This window comes from Pseudomonas songnenensis, from assembly GCF_003696315.1.
GTDB lineage: Bacteria > Pseudomonadota > Gammaproteobacteria > Pseudomonadales > Pseudomonadaceae > Stutzerimonas > Stutzerimonas songnenensis.
The window spans coordinates 821,146-835,277 of record NZ_RFFN01000002.1 but is presented as its reverse complement, the minus strand read 5'-3'; the positions used below and the strand labels follow the sequence as shown (position 1 = coordinate 835,277).

Below are 14,132 nucleotides of genomic sequence, written 5' to 3'. Positions count from 1 at the left end.
TGCTTCAGGCTTGGCACAGACCATACCTGAGCCGCCGCGGCAGTCGTCGACATGTACCGCGCGCTTCGCAAACGAAAAGGCCAACACAGCATGACGGACTCCTTCTCGCCGCACCGCCACGATGCACTGGCCTGGGTAGCCGGCAGCGACGCACCGGAAAAAAGCTCGGTCAATCTTGGCTTTTTGCCGCTCACCGATGCTGCATCGCTGATCGTCGCGGCCACTCAGGGCTTCGCCCAGCCGTTCGGCCTGACCCTGAACCTGCAGCGGCAGAGTTCCTGGTCGAGCCTTCGCGACAAGCTGATTGGCGGCGAGCTGGACGCGGCCCACGGGTTGTACGGACTCATCTATGCCGTACACCTGGGTATCGGCGGCAGCCCCGCCGTGGATATGGCGGTGCTCATGGGGCTGGCGCAGAACGGCCAGAGCATCAACCTGTCTGCCTCGCTGAAAGCCGCGGGCGTGACCAATCCCGAGGCACTGCGCAACAGCGTGCGCCAAAGCGGTGCGCGCCTGACCCTTGCGCATACCTTTCCCACCGGCACCCATGCGCTCTGGCTGTACTACTGGCTTGCCGCGAATGGCATCCACCCCCTGCAGGATGTGCGAACGCTTGTGCTGCCACCGTCGCAGATGGTGGCCTACCTGCGAGCCGGGCGCATCGATGGTTTCTGCGCCGGCGAGCCATGGGGCGCCCAGGCGATCGCCGAGGGTGTCGGCTTCACCCTGGCAACCAGCCAGTCGATCTGGCCGGACCATCCAGAAAAGGTGCTCGGTTGCACCCGGGCCTTCGTCGAACAGTACCCCAACACGGCCCGCGCGCTGGTGATGGCAATCCTCGAGGCGAGCCGTTTCATCGACCAGAGCCTGGAAAACCGCCGCAGCACGGCACAGCTGATCGCAGGACGGGAGTACGTCGACGCACCGCTCGCGGCCATCGAGCCACGTTTCCTCGGCGCATATGACGACGGGCTGGGCAATGCCTGGACCGACATGCATCCATTGCGCTTCTTCGCCGATGGCGCGGCAAACATGCCTTATCTGTCAGACGGCCTGTGGTTCATGACCCAGCTGCGGCGCTGGGGCCTGCTGCGTCAGGACCCGAACTACCAGGAGGTTGCACAGCAGGTCCAGCAGACCGAACTGTATCGTCAGGCCGCCGAAGCACTGGGTATGGCGGTGCCGCCATCGCCGCTACGCAGCGCCACGCTCATGGACGGCACCATCTGGGACGGCAGCGACCCGGCGGCCTACGCACGCAGTTTCGCCCTGCACGCCATAGCCGAGCAGACCGTGGCGGCTGCGCTTTGAGAAGGGAGACCGGTATGTTGCGCATCCTGCTGATCGACGATACCCCGCGAAAAATAGGCCGTTTGAAGAGCGCGCTGATAGAAGCTGGCTTCGAAGTGATCGATGAATCCGGCCTGACCATCGATCTGCCCGAGCGGGTCGAAGCGATCCGCCCGGACGTGGTACTGATCGACACCGACTCGCCCGGCCGCGATGTGCTGGAGCAGGTGGTACTGGTGAGCCGCGACCAGCCACGCCCGATCGTCATGTTCACCGACGATAGCGATCCGGGCGCCATGCGCCAGGCGATCCGCGCCGGTGTCAGCGCCTACATCGTCGAAGGCATCCAGGCTCAGCGGCTGAAACCGATCCTTGATGTGGCCATGGCCCGCTTCGAGACCGACCAGGCGATGCGGGCGCAACTCCAGGCTCGCGAGCAGCAATTGGCGGAACGCAAACGCATCGAACTGGCCAAGGGCATGTTGATGAAGATGCGCGATTGCAAGGAAGAAGAGGCCTATACGCTGATGCGCCGTCAGGCGATGAGCCGGCAACAGAAATTGATCCAGGTCGCCGAACAGATCATCGCCATGAACGAACTCCTCGGGCAGTAAAGCTGCCCGCCCGCGGTGCGGTAACGAGGCCCGGCGCACCGTCGGCGAGCACAGCCGTGGCCTTCAGGATAAGGAGCGTAGGAAGGCTGCTGCGCCAGCAACCGTAACGACGCGGCGACATCGGAAAAGGCTGCCATCGGCAGGCTGGCAAGCGGCTTGCTAGATGACATTGGCCGACCCAACGAAGGTGTCTGGCAAAGACGAAGGCGTCCCTTAACCGCATGCTGCCGCATGCCGGTTGGGACGCCTTTTTGTTGCACGCGCCGCCGTGCCGTACCCGTAGACAAGGGACTTGCAGAATGACCATCACCGCAACCTTGGCGATCGCCTGTGCCCTGCTGTTGCTGGGCCGCTACCTGAACGGCATGGCCAGCACCCAATATTCCCGGCGCGTTGCAGGCTTGCGCCTGCTGGCGGTTCACGAGGATCTGGAGATCCTGCGTCTGCTGCAGCAACATCGGGGTCTGGGAGCGCTGTCCGATGTTGCCGCGGTCACCCTGCGTTCTGCCATCGCGGCCAACCTGACGCAACGATTGCAACAACGTGCCGGTTTGCCCGATTCGTACGTGTTGACCGAGGCCTGGCTGGCTCTGCGTGAAACGCCAACGGATTTCGAAAGCCACAGTGTTCTGATCGAAACCGTTATAGGTAGCCTTGCGCAGCGAGCATCGCTGACCCACGAGGGCGCGACTGTCGCCCAAACCTGCCGTGAGCTGGAAGCGGTGGCGCGCCTGCGCGGCCTGTGCGTGATCGCATCAATGCAGGGTGGCTGCACGCCGGCCATGCAGGGGCGCCTCGAAATGCTCTGTCGCCGTATCGGCAGTGGCGTCGACATGGAGCTCAAGCGTCTGGTGGGCAAGCTGGAGCGCAACGTGGTCCACTCAGCCCAACCGCGCCTGAGCCCGCCCGAATGCTTCGCGCTGGTCACACCCTTTATCGATGCACGGCTGCAATTGATCCAGCAGCGCCTGCAGCACAGCGCTGCACAGGCGCAGCGCGGCTTGCCCGGGGGCGCGTGACCAAGCCCGAGCGTTCATGAACCCAGGGGAGCGTCTGGAAAAACACGCAGGCGGGTACCAGCCGTACGCGGCGGCAACCAGTACCATCTGCCCGGTGGAATGCCACCACGCTAGAATGCGCGCCTTTGATCGACAACCGAGCGACCCATGGCGCGCCTTGACCTGCAGTTCCCGGAAGACCAGTACTGTTTCTCCACCCAGCTCACCGTGCGCATCACCGACATCAACGCCGGCAACCATCTGGCCAACGATTCGATGATCTCGATGATCTCCGAAGCGCGGGCGCGCTTCCTGTTCGCCTATGGCGTGGCCGAAACCCGTCAGGACGGTGCAGGGATCATCGTCACCGATCTGGCCACGACCTACAAAGCCGAAGCCCATGCCCGTGACGCGCTGCTGTTCGAGGTTGGCGTGATGGACTTCAACAAGTACGGCGGCGACATCATCTTCCGCATCACCCGCCCTGCCGACGGCACGCTGATCGCCATGGCCAAGTCCGGCTTCGTCTTCTACGACTACTCCCAAAGCCGCGTCGTCGCCATGCCCGAAGCCTTTGCGGAGAAGTTTCCGCGGGTCAACCGGCTCGATTAGTGCGCGCTTTGCATCGCCTGCAACAGGCGCTGAACATCCTCGCGGTGGCATAACTCGGTACCTGGGCGCATCACCGTCGCGGCGCCGGCGGCGATCCCCTGGCACACCGCCTCAGGAATGGAACGTCCTTCTGCCATCGCCAGCACAATGGCTCCAAGCATGCTGTCGCCCGCACCCACCGCGCTGGCGACTGGCACTTCCGGCGAGCGCAGGCGGCCTACCCGGTCGCCATAGGCAAACAGGGCCCCTTCGGCACCTAGCGACAGCACGATGATTTCCGCACTGCCCTGCCCGATCAGGCTGCGCAAAGCTTGTTCCTGCTCGGCTTCACCACTGACGGTGCAGCCCATCAGGGTTCCGAGCTCGTCCAGGCTCGGCTTCATCAGATACACGCCGCCTTGCCGAGCCGCATGACGCAGGGGCTCGCCAGACAGATCAACAACCAGCCGGGCACCGATGCGTCGCGCCAACGCCAGCAGCTCATCGAAGAAACCCAGGCCGACGCCGGGTGGAAAGCTGCCACTCAGCACCACATAGGACGGCGCCGGGCGCAGCGCCGCGAGGCTGTCGAGGCAGCGTTGCAGCTCCTGCTCAGACAGCGCCGGTCCGGGTAACACAAAGCGATACTGCAAGCCCGAGTCCAGTTCGTCGACAGTGAAGCTCTCGCGGGTATCGCCGGCAATCGACACCGGCCGATGCACCAGACCCAGCTCATCCAGCGAACGTTGCAGCAGATCGCCGAAGGGACCGCCCGCCGGGTACACGGCCACTGCCTTGCCGCCCAGCGTTTTCACCACGCGCGCCACGTTGATTCCGCCGCCACCCGGATCGTGACGCGGTAGCGAACACCGCAACTTCTCGGTGCTGATCACCCGGGGAGTGCTGACGGAGAGGTCCATTGCGGGATTGAGGGTCAGGGTCGCAATCAGGGGCATCGCTTACTCCATGGCAATTGCAGACCAAGCCTATCAGCAACCGCAGCGGCTGGGCTTGGTGGAGTGCAGCCGAGCCTGCCCTGATTTGGCCCTTGCCTGCGCAGTCTTTGTGCGTTTTCCCGTCGTGATTCGCTGCCGGCGCGGCCTGACCCGCCTGAAGCGGGGCCTGTGCCGACTGGCACGCTAGATGCTAGATCCCCTTCAGGCAGGCCAACGGCGGTCTGCACAACACGACAAAGGCGTCGCACCACTCCTGCTCCGGCAGGCGTGCTGCGGCGCCTTTTTGTTTTCCGCCTCGACGACGGGGCGGTATGAGCAGCCCTGGCGGCCAACGCCGCACCATGAACGCCCTGGAGCCGATCCAATGAGCACGAGTTTCTGGAAAGCCGGCCATGCGCCGACCCTGTTTGCCTCCTTCCTCTACTTCGACCTGAGTTTCATGGTCTGGTACGTACTCGGCCCGCTCGGCGTGCAGATCGCCGCCGATCTCGGGCTGACCACCCAGCAACGCGCCTTGATGGTCGCTACGCCCATTCTTGCCGGCGCAGTGTTGCGCCTGGTGCTGGGTATCCTCGCCGATCGCACCTCGCCGAAAACCGCAGGCTTATTCGGCCAGAGCGTTGTCATCGTCGCGCTGTTCGTCGCCTGGCTACATGGCATCCACAGCTACGAGCAGGCGCTGCTGCTCGGCCTGTTCCTCGGCATGGCTGGCGCGTCCTTCGCCGTGGCGTTGCCGCTGGCCTCGCAGTGGTATCCGGCGGAGCATCAGGGCAAGGCCATGGGCATCGCCGGCGCGGGCAACTCCGGCACCGTGCTGGCGGCGCTGTTCGCGCCGGTGCTGGCGGCGATCTTCGGCTGGAACAATGTGTTCGGCCTGGCATTGATTCCGCTGGCGCTGACGCTGGTCATCTTCGCCAGCGTGGCGAAGAACGCGCCCAACCGCCCGGCGCCGAAGTCGCTGGCCGACTACATGAAGGCACTGGGCGACCGCGACAGCTGGTGGTTCATGTTCTTCTACAGCGTGACCTTCGGCGGCTTCCTCGGCCTGGCCAGCACCCTGCCCGGCTATTTCCACGACCAGTACGCCTTCGACCCGGTCAAGGCCGGCTATTACACCGCCGCCTGCGTGTTCGCCGGCAGCCTGCTGCGTCCACTCGGCGGCGCCCTGGCCGACCGCATCGGCGGCATTCGCGCGCTGCTGGTGATGTACACGGTCGCTGCCATCTGTATCGCCGCGGTTGGCTTCAACCTGCCCAGTTCCACGGCTGCGCTGGCGCTGTTCGTGGTCGCCATGCTCAGCCTGGGCGCCGGCAATGGTGCGGTGTTCCAGCTGGTGCCGCAGCGTTTCAACAAGGAAATCGGCGTGATGACCGGGCTGGTCGGCATGGCCGGCGGTATCGGTGGCTTCCTGCTCACCGCCGGGCTGGGCGCGGTCAAGCAGTCCACCGGCGATTACCAGCTCGGCCTCTGGCTGTTCGCCAGCCTCGGTGTGCTCGCCTGGTTCGGCCTGCATGGCGTCAAGCGTCGCTGGCGCACCACCTGGGGTTCGGCGGCAGTGACCGCGGCGCGGGTGTGATGCCCACGCAGATCCTGCAGGGCGCGAATATTGCTCTGCTGCAGTACGCAATCATTCGAGAGCGACCATGCCCCTGCGATTGAGCTATGGCGAGGCCAGCGCCGCCGGACCGCGCCCGGAAAATCAGGATGCGATACGCATCGTCACCCCGGCGCCTGGGCTGGCGACTGGCAAGGGCTATCTGTTCGCCCTGGCCGATGGCGTCAGCCAGTGCGCCGATGGCGGGCTGGCGGCCCGCGCGACCTTGCAGGCGCTGGCCTTCGACTATTACGCGACGCCGGAGACCTGGGCCGTCGCGCAGTCGCTGGATCGTGTGCTGGTGGCGCACAACCGCTGGCTGCAGGCCAACGGTGGTAGCCAGCCGCTGTTGACCACCCTCACCGCGCTGGTGCTGCGCGGTCGCCGCTTCACCCTGGCCCACGTCGGCGACTGCCGCGCCTATCGCTGGAACGGCACTCAGCTCGAGCGGCTCAGCGAAGACCATGTCTGGGAACAGTCGGGCATGCAGCATGTGCTCAAGCGTGCGCTGGGGCTGGATCAACACCTGGTGATGGACTACCTCGACGGCGAGCTGCAGGAAGGCGAAAGCTACCTGCTGCTCAGCGACGGCGTCTGGTCGTGCGTCCCCGAGCGCGACATCGCGCATATCCTGCACGATCAGCCTGACCTCGGCGCCGCAGCACGGGCGCTGGTCAATCTGGCGCACCAGAGCGGCAGCCAGGACAACGCCAGCGCTCTGCTGCTACGAGTGGATGCGCTGCCCGAAGCGGTGCTGGCCGACGCCCTCGCCCAACTCGATCATTGGCCATTGCCGCCGAAGCTGCGCCCCGGCCAGCTGTTCGAGGGCTGGCAGGTGAATGCACTGCTGCACGAGTCGCGACAGTCACTGATCTACCGCGTACTGGATGCCCAGGGCCAGGCCTGGCTGCTGAAGACGCTGCCACCCAGCCGACAGGACGAGGCGGACGCCGGGCCGGCGTTGCTGCAGGAAGAGTGGTTCATGCGCCGGGTCGCCGGGCGCAACTTCGCCGAACTGCATCCGCTGCCAGCACGCCAACACCTCTATTACGTGCAGCGCGAATACAGCGGGACGACCCTGGCGCGACGCTTCGAACGAGACGGCCCGCTGCCACTGGCCGATCTGCTACAGGTCGCGTCCCGGCTGATCCGCGCGGTCGGCATGCTGCATCGGCGCAACATCCTGCACCGCGACATCAAGCCGGAAAACCTGCTGCTGGGTGAGGACGGCGAGCTGCGTATCCTGGATTTCGGCCTGGCGTTCTGCCCCGGGCTGACTCGCGATCTACCCAATCACCTGCCCGGAACCCCGAGTTTCATTGCCCCGGAGGCATTCACAGGGGCCGAACCCAGCGCAGCGCAGGATCTCTATGCGACCGGCGTGACACTCTATTACCTGCTGACCGGGCACTACCCGTACGGCGAGATCGAAGCCTTCCAGCGTCCGCGTTTCGGCAATCCGACACCGGCCAGCCGCTATCGCCCGGACCTGCCGACCTGGCTGGAGGAAAGTCTTGGCCGCGCGGTGGCGGTCGATCCACGGCAGCGCTTCGAAACCGCCGAGCAATGGCTGCTTGAGCTGGAACAGGGCGAACAGCGCAGCGCCAGTCTCCGACCACGCCCGCTGCTCGAACGGGAGCCACTGAAGGTCTGGCGCGGCATGGCGCTGTTGTCGCTGCTGCTCAACCTGCTACTGATCATGCTGGTGATAAAAGGTGCGTGACGCTCAGCGACGGGTAATCAACCCCTGGCGCGCCACCCGGGTCAGCTCGCGCACGCATTCTTCCAGGCGCTCAGCGGTCGGTGCCTGAATGACGGCGAGATCGAAGCTGTCGGTGGCGAAACGTGCCAGCGACTCGTCGGCCGTAGCGAACTGGATAAGCAGGGCGCGGGATTTGCGATGACGTCGTGGCCACCCTTCGAGGTAGCGCAACAGGGACGGTTGGTGAGTACCACCAAGAAGGATTTTCGGATTGCTGGGGTGCAGGCCGCTGGTGATCGGGGCCAGGCGCAACTGGGCGTGCTTTGCGTTCATCAATTCAACTTCCGCCTCGAGGATTCCGCTGGGCAGCGGTGGGAGGCGACACCGGAACCAGCGCTTTAGCGGTATTTCGAAGCCATCGGCTCCAGGCGCCCCGCAAGTAGCTGACTAAATCGGCGCATGGGCGAAACTTTAGAAAGCTGGCCGCAACCTGTCAACGGCGTTTTTGGAGTCGCCTCCAGGGTGCTTCGCACCATCAGGGCGCAAGCCGCTGCATATCAGTGCAACGATCGACCCCAACAGATCCACTGCAAGCGCTCAAGCCCTTGAAAACCGGTGTATTGGCGAGTTGGCATAGCCTCTGCAAAGCAGAACCTTGAAGAATCATTTCGACCTGACCCTCAACGTGGAGCGGCAGGTCTCCCGACAGAGCGGGACACGGACAAAGGCGTCCTCACTGGGTAACCGGTGGGACGCCTTTTTTGTTGTTGAAAATTTTGAGCAGGCCGGACGGCACACATCGACTGGCACGGAGAACGGGTATGAAGAAACTCAAACTGGTGATGATCGGCAACGGCATGGCCGGCGTGCGAACCCTCGAAGAGCTGCTCAAGCTCACCAACGAGCTCTACGACATCACGGTGTTCGGCGCCGAGCCGCATCCCAACTACAACCGCATCCTGCTCTCCCCCGTGCTGGCCGGCGAGCAGCAGTTCGAAGAGATCGTGCTCAACGACCTCAACTGGTACGCCGAGAATGGCATCCACCTCATGCTCAACCGCAAGGTGGTGAAGATCGACCGCGCCCGTCGCCGGGTCATTGCCGATGACGGCAGCGAGGCCGAATACGACCGTCTGCTCATCGCCACCGGTTCCAATCCGTTCATCCTGCCGATTCCCGGCAAGGACCTGCAGGGCGTAATCGGCTACCGCGACATCGCCGACACCCAGGTGATGATGGAAACCGCCAAGACCCACAAACACGCGGTGGTCATCGGTGGCGGCCTGCTCGGCCTGGAAGCGGCCAACGGCCTCAAGCTGCGCGGCATGGACGTCACCGTGGTGCATATCGGCGACTGGCTGATGGAGCGGCAGCTGGACAAGACCGCCGGCACCCTGCTGCAGAGCGCGCTGGAAAGCCGCGGCCTGAAGTTTTTCCTGCCCAAGCACACCGCCGAACTGCTCGACAACGGCGAAGGCCGGGTCTGCGCGGTCAAGTTCAAGGACGGTGAGGTGATCCCCGCCGACCTGGTGGTGATGGCCGCCGGCATCCGCCCCAACAGTGAACTGGCCGAACAGGCCGGTATCCCGTGCAATCGCGGCATTCTGGTCAACGACACCCTGCAGACCTACGACCCGCGCATCTATGCCGTCGGCGAATGCGCCAACCATCGCGGCACGGCCTATGGCCTGGTCGCACCGCTGTTCGAACAGGCCAAGGTCTGCGCCAACCATCTGGCCATGCTCGGCTTCTCCCGCTACCTGGGTTCGGTGACCTCCACCAAGCTCAAGGTCACCGGCATCGACCTGTTCTCGGCCGGCGATTTCATCGGCGGCGACGGCACCGAAACCATCACCCTCTCCGACCCCATCGGCGGTGTGTACAAGAAGCTGGTGATCAAGGACGACGTACTGGTCGGCGCCTGCCTGTACGGCGACACCGCCGATGGCGGCTGGTACTTCCGCCAGGTACGCGAGGGCCAGAACGTGGGCCAGATACGCGACCATCTGATGTTCGGCGAGGGCGCCATCGGCGATGCCGGCCATCAGGGCCAGAGCAAGGCCATGTCGATGCCGGACGACATGGAGGTCTGCGGCTGCAACGGGGTGTGCAAGGGCACCATCGTCAAGGCGATTCAGGAACACGGGCTGTTCTCGGTGGACGAGGTGAAAAAGCACACCAAGGCCGCCAGTTCCTGCGGCTCCTGTGCCGGCCTGGTCGAGCAGATTCTGATCAACACCGTGGGTGGCGCCGCCGACGTCAAGCCGAAGAGCGAAAAAGCCATCTGCGGCTGTAGCGACCTCAACCACGGTCAGGTGCGCAAGGCCATTCGCGAGCACCACCTGATCAGCATCCCGGCGGCCATGGCCTTCATGGAATGGCGCACGCCGAACGGCTGCGCCACCTGCCGTCCGGCGCTGAACTACTACCTGATCTCCACCTGGCCGGGCGAGGCCAAGGACGACCCGCAGTCACGTTTCATCAACGAGCGCGCCCACGCCAACATCCAGAAGGATGGCACCTACTCCGTGGTGCCGCGGATGTGGGGTGGCGTCACCAATGCCGCCGAGCTGCGACGCATCGCCGACGTGGCGGACAAGTACCAGGTGCCGATGGTCAAGGTCACCGGCGGCCAGCGCATCGACCTGCTGGGTATCCGCAAGGAAGACCTGCCGGGTGTCTGGAAAGACCTGGACATGCCTTCCGGCCACGCCTACGGCAAATCCATCCGCACCGTGAAGACCTGCGTCGGCAGCGAGTTCTGCCGCTTCGGCACGCAGAACTCGACGCAGATGGGCATCGACCTGGAACACGCGCTGTTCAACATGTGGTCGCCGCACAAGGTCAAGCTGGCCGTCTCCGGCTGCCCGCGCAACTGCGCCGAATCCGGCATCAAGGACGTCGGCATCATCGGTGTGGACTCCGGCTGGGAGCTGTACATCGGCGGCAACGGCGGCATCAAGACCGAGGCCGGTGAGTTCTTTGTCAAGGTGAAGAGCGCCGGGGAGGTCATGGAATACAGCCTGGCGTTCCTCCAGCTCTACCGCGAGGAAGCCTTCTACCTCGAGCGCACCGTGCACTACCTGCAGCGCGTCGGCATGGATCACATTAAGAAGGCCGTGTTGAACGACGCCGAGCGACGCAAGGCGCTGCACCAGCGGTTGTTGTTCTCGCTTTCCTTCGAGCAGGACCCGTGGCAGGAGCAGCTCTCCAAGCCGCAGCTGAAGAAGGAATTCGACCGCATCGCCGTCAAGCAGCTGGAAAACGCCTGAGAACCCGATCTGGAGAAACACCGCATGAACTGGCTCGATATCTGCGCACTGGATGAGATCAACCCGCTCGGCTCGCGCATCATCGCCGGCCCCAAGGGCGATATCGCGATCTTCCGCACCTCCGACGATCAGGTCTTTGCCCTCGACGACCGCTGCCCACACAAGGGCGGGCCGCTGTCGCAAGGGATCGTGTACGGCAAGCAGGTCGCCTGCCCGTTGCACAACTGGCAGATCGATCTGGCCAGCGGCGAGGCCTTGGCGCCGGACGTCGGCTGCGCCCATCGCCACGAGGCACGCGTCGAGAACGGGCGCGTGCAGCTTTCGCTGAACCCGCGCAAGGAATGCGCGGCCTGACACACCGCAGTTGACCAGCACCTTTTCCCAGGAGACGACGCCATGCGTATGACAACCGCCTCGACCTGCTGCTACTGCGGAGTCGGCTGTGGCGTGCTGATCGAGCACGACGGCGAACGCATCCTCGATGTGGCTGGCGACCCCAGCCATCCGGCCAACTTCGGCAAGCTGTGCAGCAAAGGCTCGACCCTGCACCTGACCGGCGACCTCGACGCTCGCGCGCTTTATCCCGAGCTGCGTCTGGGCAAGGGCCTGGCCCGCGGCCGCACCGACTGGGACAGTGCGCTGGAGCATGCGGCCAGCGTATTCGCGGAGACCATCCGCGAACACGGGCCGGACAGCGTCGCCTTCTATGTCTCCGGCCAGCTGCTGACCGAGGACTACTACGCCTTCAACAAACTGGCCCGCGCCCTGGTCGGCACCAACAACCTAGATTCCAACTCGCGGCTGTGCATGTCCTCGGCGGTGGTCGGCTACAAGCGCAGCCTGGGCGCCGACGCCCCGCCCTGCTCCTACGAAGACATCGAGCAGGCTGATTGCCTGCTGATCGCCGGCAGCAACATGGCCTACGCGCATCCGGTGCTGTTCCGCCGCCTGGAAGAGGCCAAGGCGAAGCGGCCGGAGATGACCATCATCGTCGTCGACCCGCGGCGCACCGACACCAGCGAGTTGGCCGATCTGCACCTGCCGATCCTGCCCGGCACCGATGTCGCGCTGTTCCACGGCCTGCTGCATATCCTAATGTGGGAAGGCTGGATCGACCGCCGCTTCATCGATGCGCATACCGAAGGCTTCGATGCGCTGAAAAGCCTGGTGCGCGACTACACCCCGGCGATGGTCGCCGACCTCTGCGGCATCTCGGTAGATGATCTGCAAACCTGCGCACGGCTGATTGGAAGCGCGCCAGCCTTCCTCTCCCTGTGGTGCATGGGGCTGAATCAGTCTACCGCCGGCAGCGCCAAGAACAGCGCGCTGATCAACCTGCACCTGGCCACCGGACAGATCGGCAAGCCGGGCGCCGGGCCTTTCTCGCTCACCGGTCAACCGAACGCCATGGGCGGCCGCGAAACCGGCAGCCTGTCCAACCTCCTGCCCGGCCACCGCGACGCAGCCAATGCCGAACACCGCGCCGAAGTCGCGGCCTATTGGGGTGCCGAGCAGCTGCCCAAGCAGCCTGGACTGTCCGCCATCGAGCTGTTCGAGGCGGTGCGCGCCGGCAAGATCAAGGCGCTGTGGATCGCCTGCACCAACCCGGCGCAGTCGCTGCCGGACCAGCAGAACGTCCATGAGGCCCTGGCCGCCTGCCCCTTCGTCGTGGTGCAGGAAGCCTTCTTCACCACCGAAACCTGCCGCTACGCCGACCTTCTGCTGCCGGCCGCGAGCTGGGGCGAGAAGGAAGGCACGGTGACCAACTCCGAGCGCCGTATCAGCCATGTGCGCCGCGCCGTGCCGGCGCCCGGCGAAGCCCGAGCCGACTGGGCGATCACCTGCGATTTCGCCCGACGCCTGGAACGCCGCCTGCGTCCCGGCAAGCCGAGCCTGTTCGCGTTCGAGAATGCCGAAGCGCTGTTTGAGGAGTACAAGCCGCTCACCGCCGCCCGCGATCTGGACTACAGCGGCCTGAGCTACGTACTGATCGATACCCTCGGTCCGCAACAATGGCCGTTTCCGCCGGGTAGCGAACAGGGCACCGCGCGGCTGTATGGCGACGGTGTGTTCCCCACTGCCAATGGCCGCGCGCGCTTCATCGCCGAGCACTACCAGGCGCCGAAGGAAAAGCGCGAAGCGCGCTATCCGCTGACGCTCAATACCGGCCGGCTGCGTGATCAGTGGCACGGCATGAGCCGCACCGGCACCGCGGCGCGGCTGTTCGGCCATGTCGAGGAAGCACTGCTCGGCATGAATGCCGAGGACATGCGTCGCCGGCGCCTGCTGGACGGCCAGCTGGTGAAGGTGAAGAGCCGGCGCGGCAGCCTGATCCTGCCGGTGCAGAAGGATGGCAGCCTGCGCGCCGGCCAGGCCTTCCTGCCGATGCACTGGGGCGATCGCTTTCTCAAGGGGCTGGGCTGCAACGTGCTTACCCTGGCCAGCGTCGACCCTTTGTCGAAGCAGCCTGAACTCAAGCACGCCGGCATCGAAGTGGAGCAGGTCGAACTGCCCTGGCAATTCTTCGCGCTGGTTGAAGGCGATGTGCAGCGACGCTTCGAGGCGCTGCGGCCCTTGTTCGAAACGTTCGACTACGCAAGCTTCAGCCCCGGTGGTCGCGAGCGTTCGGCATTGCTGATCCGCGCCGCCCGGGACGTGGCGCCAACCGCTGCCGAACTGGATGCCATCGACCGCCTGCTCGGCCTCGACGACGGCCCGGTGCTGGCCTATGACGACCCGCGTCGTGCAGTCGGCAAGCGCGTACGCATCGAGGACGGTTGCATCGTCGCCCTGCGCCTGGCCGGCGAGACCGCCGCCCGGCAGTGGCTGCGCGGCCTCTGGGAAAGCGGCAGTGCCGACGCCGAACTGCGTCGCTGGCTGCTGGCGCCCCTCAGCGCGCCGCCTGGCGGCGCGACGATCAACACCGACCGCACCCTGTGCAACTGCATGAACGTCAGCCAGAGCAGGGTCCGTGCAGGCATCGAGCGCGGTCTCGATCTGGCCGGCCTCAAGCAGGAACTCGGCTGCGGCACCAGCTGTGGCTCCTGCGTGCCCGAACTCAAGCGCCTGCTGGCCCACCAGCCGGAACGCGCACTTCTCTGATACCAACCAAGAC

At 65.0% G+C, this 14,132-nt stretch carries 11 protein-coding genes; 9 read left to right on the top strand and 2 right to left on the bottom strand.

The genetic code is table 11. The features are described 5' to 3' along the window. The first annotated feature begins 90 nt into the window (after positions 1–90). The 4 genes from EA798_RS08335 to EA798_RS08320 all read left to right on the top strand — a co-directional run bounded on the left by EA798_RS08335 (position 91) and on the right by EA798_RS08320 (position 3,514). Positions 91–1,311: a CmpA/NrtA family ABC transporter substrate-binding protein gene (locus EA798_RS08335; RefSeq protein WP_122098623.1), complete on the top strand. Its 1,221-nt coding sequence runs from the start codon at positions 91–93 to the stop codon at positions 1,309–1,311. Between the two features lie 14 nt (positions 1,312–1,325). Beyond that, positions 1,326–1,904 carry an ANTAR domain-containing response regulator gene (locus tag EA798_RS08330; protein ID WP_106158475.1) on the top strand — a complete coding sequence of 193 codons (579 nt, stop codon included), beginning with the start codon at positions 1,326–1,328 and terminating at the stop codon, positions 1,902–1,904. A 299-nt stretch (positions 1,905–2,203) separates the two neighbouring features. Further along, complete coding sequence (locus EA798_RS08325) at positions 2,204–2,923, top strand: hypothetical protein (RefSeq protein WP_122098622.1); 720 nt, start codon at positions 2,204–2,206, stop codon at positions 2,921–2,923. Between the two features lie 147 nt (positions 2,924–3,070). After that, positions 3,071–3,514, top strand: a complete 444-nt coding sequence (locus EA798_RS08320; RefSeq protein WP_106158473.1) for a thioesterase family protein — start codon at positions 3,071–3,073, stop codon at positions 3,512–3,514. On the opposite strand, the gene EA798_RS08315 is transcribed toward EA798_RS08320, so the two are convergent. After that, on the bottom strand, positions 3,511–4,449 hold the full coding sequence (locus EA798_RS08315) for a 1-phosphofructokinase family hexose kinase (RefSeq protein WP_122098621.1): 939 nt from the start codon (positions 4,447–4,449) through the stop codon (positions 3,511–3,513). The two genes, EA798_RS08320 and EA798_RS08315, sit on opposite strands and share 4 nt — an antisense overlap. A gap of 364 nt (positions 4,450–4,813) precedes the next feature. Here EA798_RS08315 and EA798_RS08310 point away from each other — a divergent pair, with 364 nt between their 5' ends. Continuing rightward, positions 4,814–6,025 carry a nitrate/nitrite transporter gene (locus tag EA798_RS08310; RefSeq protein WP_122098620.1) on the top strand — a complete coding sequence of 404 codons (1,212 nt, stop codon included), beginning with the start codon at positions 4,814–4,816 and terminating at the stop codon, positions 6,023–6,025. Positions 6,026–6,092: 67 nt separating this feature from the next. Further along, positions 6,093–7,766: a bifunctional protein-serine/threonine kinase/phosphatase gene (locus EA798_RS08305; RefSeq protein ID WP_122098619.1), complete on the top strand. Its 1,674-nt coding sequence runs from the start codon at positions 6,093–6,095 to the stop codon at positions 7,764–7,766. A 3-nt stretch (positions 7,767–7,769) separates the two neighbouring features. Here EA798_RS08305 and EA798_RS08300 read toward each other — a convergent pair whose 3' ends face one another. Then, positions 7,770–8,078 carry a hypothetical protein gene (locus EA798_RS08300; protein ID WP_015276770.1) on the bottom strand — a complete coding sequence of 103 codons (309 nt, stop codon included), beginning with the start codon at positions 8,076–8,078 and terminating at the stop codon, positions 7,770–7,772. A 488-nt stretch (positions 8,079–8,566) separates the two neighbouring features. On the opposite strand from EA798_RS08300, the gene nirB reads away from it, so the two are divergent. Genes nirB through EA798_RS08285 form a run of 3 tightly spaced genes read left to right on the top strand, consistent with a single transcriptional unit; the run spans position 8,567 to position 14,119 of the window. Next, entirely contained in the window at positions 8,567–11,017 is a 2,451-nt protein-coding gene (gene nirB, locus EA798_RS08295) for a nitrite reductase large subunit NirB (protein ID WP_122098618.1), read from the top strand. A 24-nt stretch (positions 11,018–11,041) separates the two neighbouring features. After that, positions 11,042–11,371 (top strand): nitrite reductase small subunit NirD, encoded by a 330-nt coding sequence (gene nirD, locus EA798_RS08290; protein ID WP_043297066.1) that lies wholly within the window; start codon positions 11,042–11,044, stop codon positions 11,369–11,371. A 42-nt stretch (positions 11,372–11,413) separates the two neighbouring features. Beyond that, on the top strand, positions 11,414–14,119 hold the full coding sequence (locus tag EA798_RS08285; protein ID WP_122098617.1) for a nitrate reductase: 2,706 nt from the start codon (positions 11,414–11,416) through the stop codon (positions 14,117–14,119). Positions 14,120–14,132 lie beyond the last annotated feature (13 nt).

Excerpts from the sequence above, each read along its gene's own strand:
- EA798_RS08335 (WP_122098623.1), top strand. The coding sequence starts at position 91 with ATGACGGACTCCTTCTCGCCGCACCGCCACGATGCACTGGCCTGGGTA.
- EA798_RS08330 (WP_106158475.1), top strand. The coding sequence starts at position 1,326 with ATGTTGCGCATCCTGCTGATCGACGATACCCCGCGAAAAATAGGCCGT.
- EA798_RS08325 (WP_122098622.1), top strand. The coding sequence starts at position 2,204 with ATGACCATCACCGCAACCTTGGCGATCGCCTGTGCCCTGCTGTTGCTG.
- EA798_RS08320 (WP_106158473.1), top strand. The coding sequence starts at position 3,071 with ATGGCGCGCCTTGACCTGCAGTTCCCGGAAGACCAGTACTGTTTCTCC.
- EA798_RS08315 (WP_122098621.1), bottom strand. The coding sequence starts at position 4,449 with ATGCCCCTGATTGCGACCCTGACCCTCAATCCCGCAATGGACCTCTCC.
- EA798_RS08310 (WP_122098620.1), top strand. The coding sequence starts at position 4,814 with ATGAGCACGAGTTTCTGGAAAGCCGGCCATGCGCCGACCCTGTTTGCC.
- EA798_RS08305 (WP_122098619.1), top strand. The coding sequence starts at position 6,093 with ATGCCCCTGCGATTGAGCTATGGCGAGGCCAGCGCCGCCGGACCGCGC.
- EA798_RS08300 (WP_015276770.1), bottom strand. The coding sequence starts at position 8,078 with ATGAACGCAAAGCACGCCCAGTTGCGCCTGGCCCCGATCACCAGCGGC.
- nirB (WP_122098618.1), top strand. The coding sequence starts at position 8,567 with ATGAAGAAACTCAAACTGGTGATGATCGGCAACGGCATGGCCGGCGTG.
- nirD (WP_043297066.1), top strand. The coding sequence starts at position 11,042 with ATGAACTGGCTCGATATCTGCGCACTGGATGAGATCAACCCGCTCGGC.
- EA798_RS08285 (WP_122098617.1), top strand. The coding sequence starts at position 11,414 with ATGCGTATGACAACCGCCTCGACCTGCTGCTACTGCGGAGTCGGCTGT.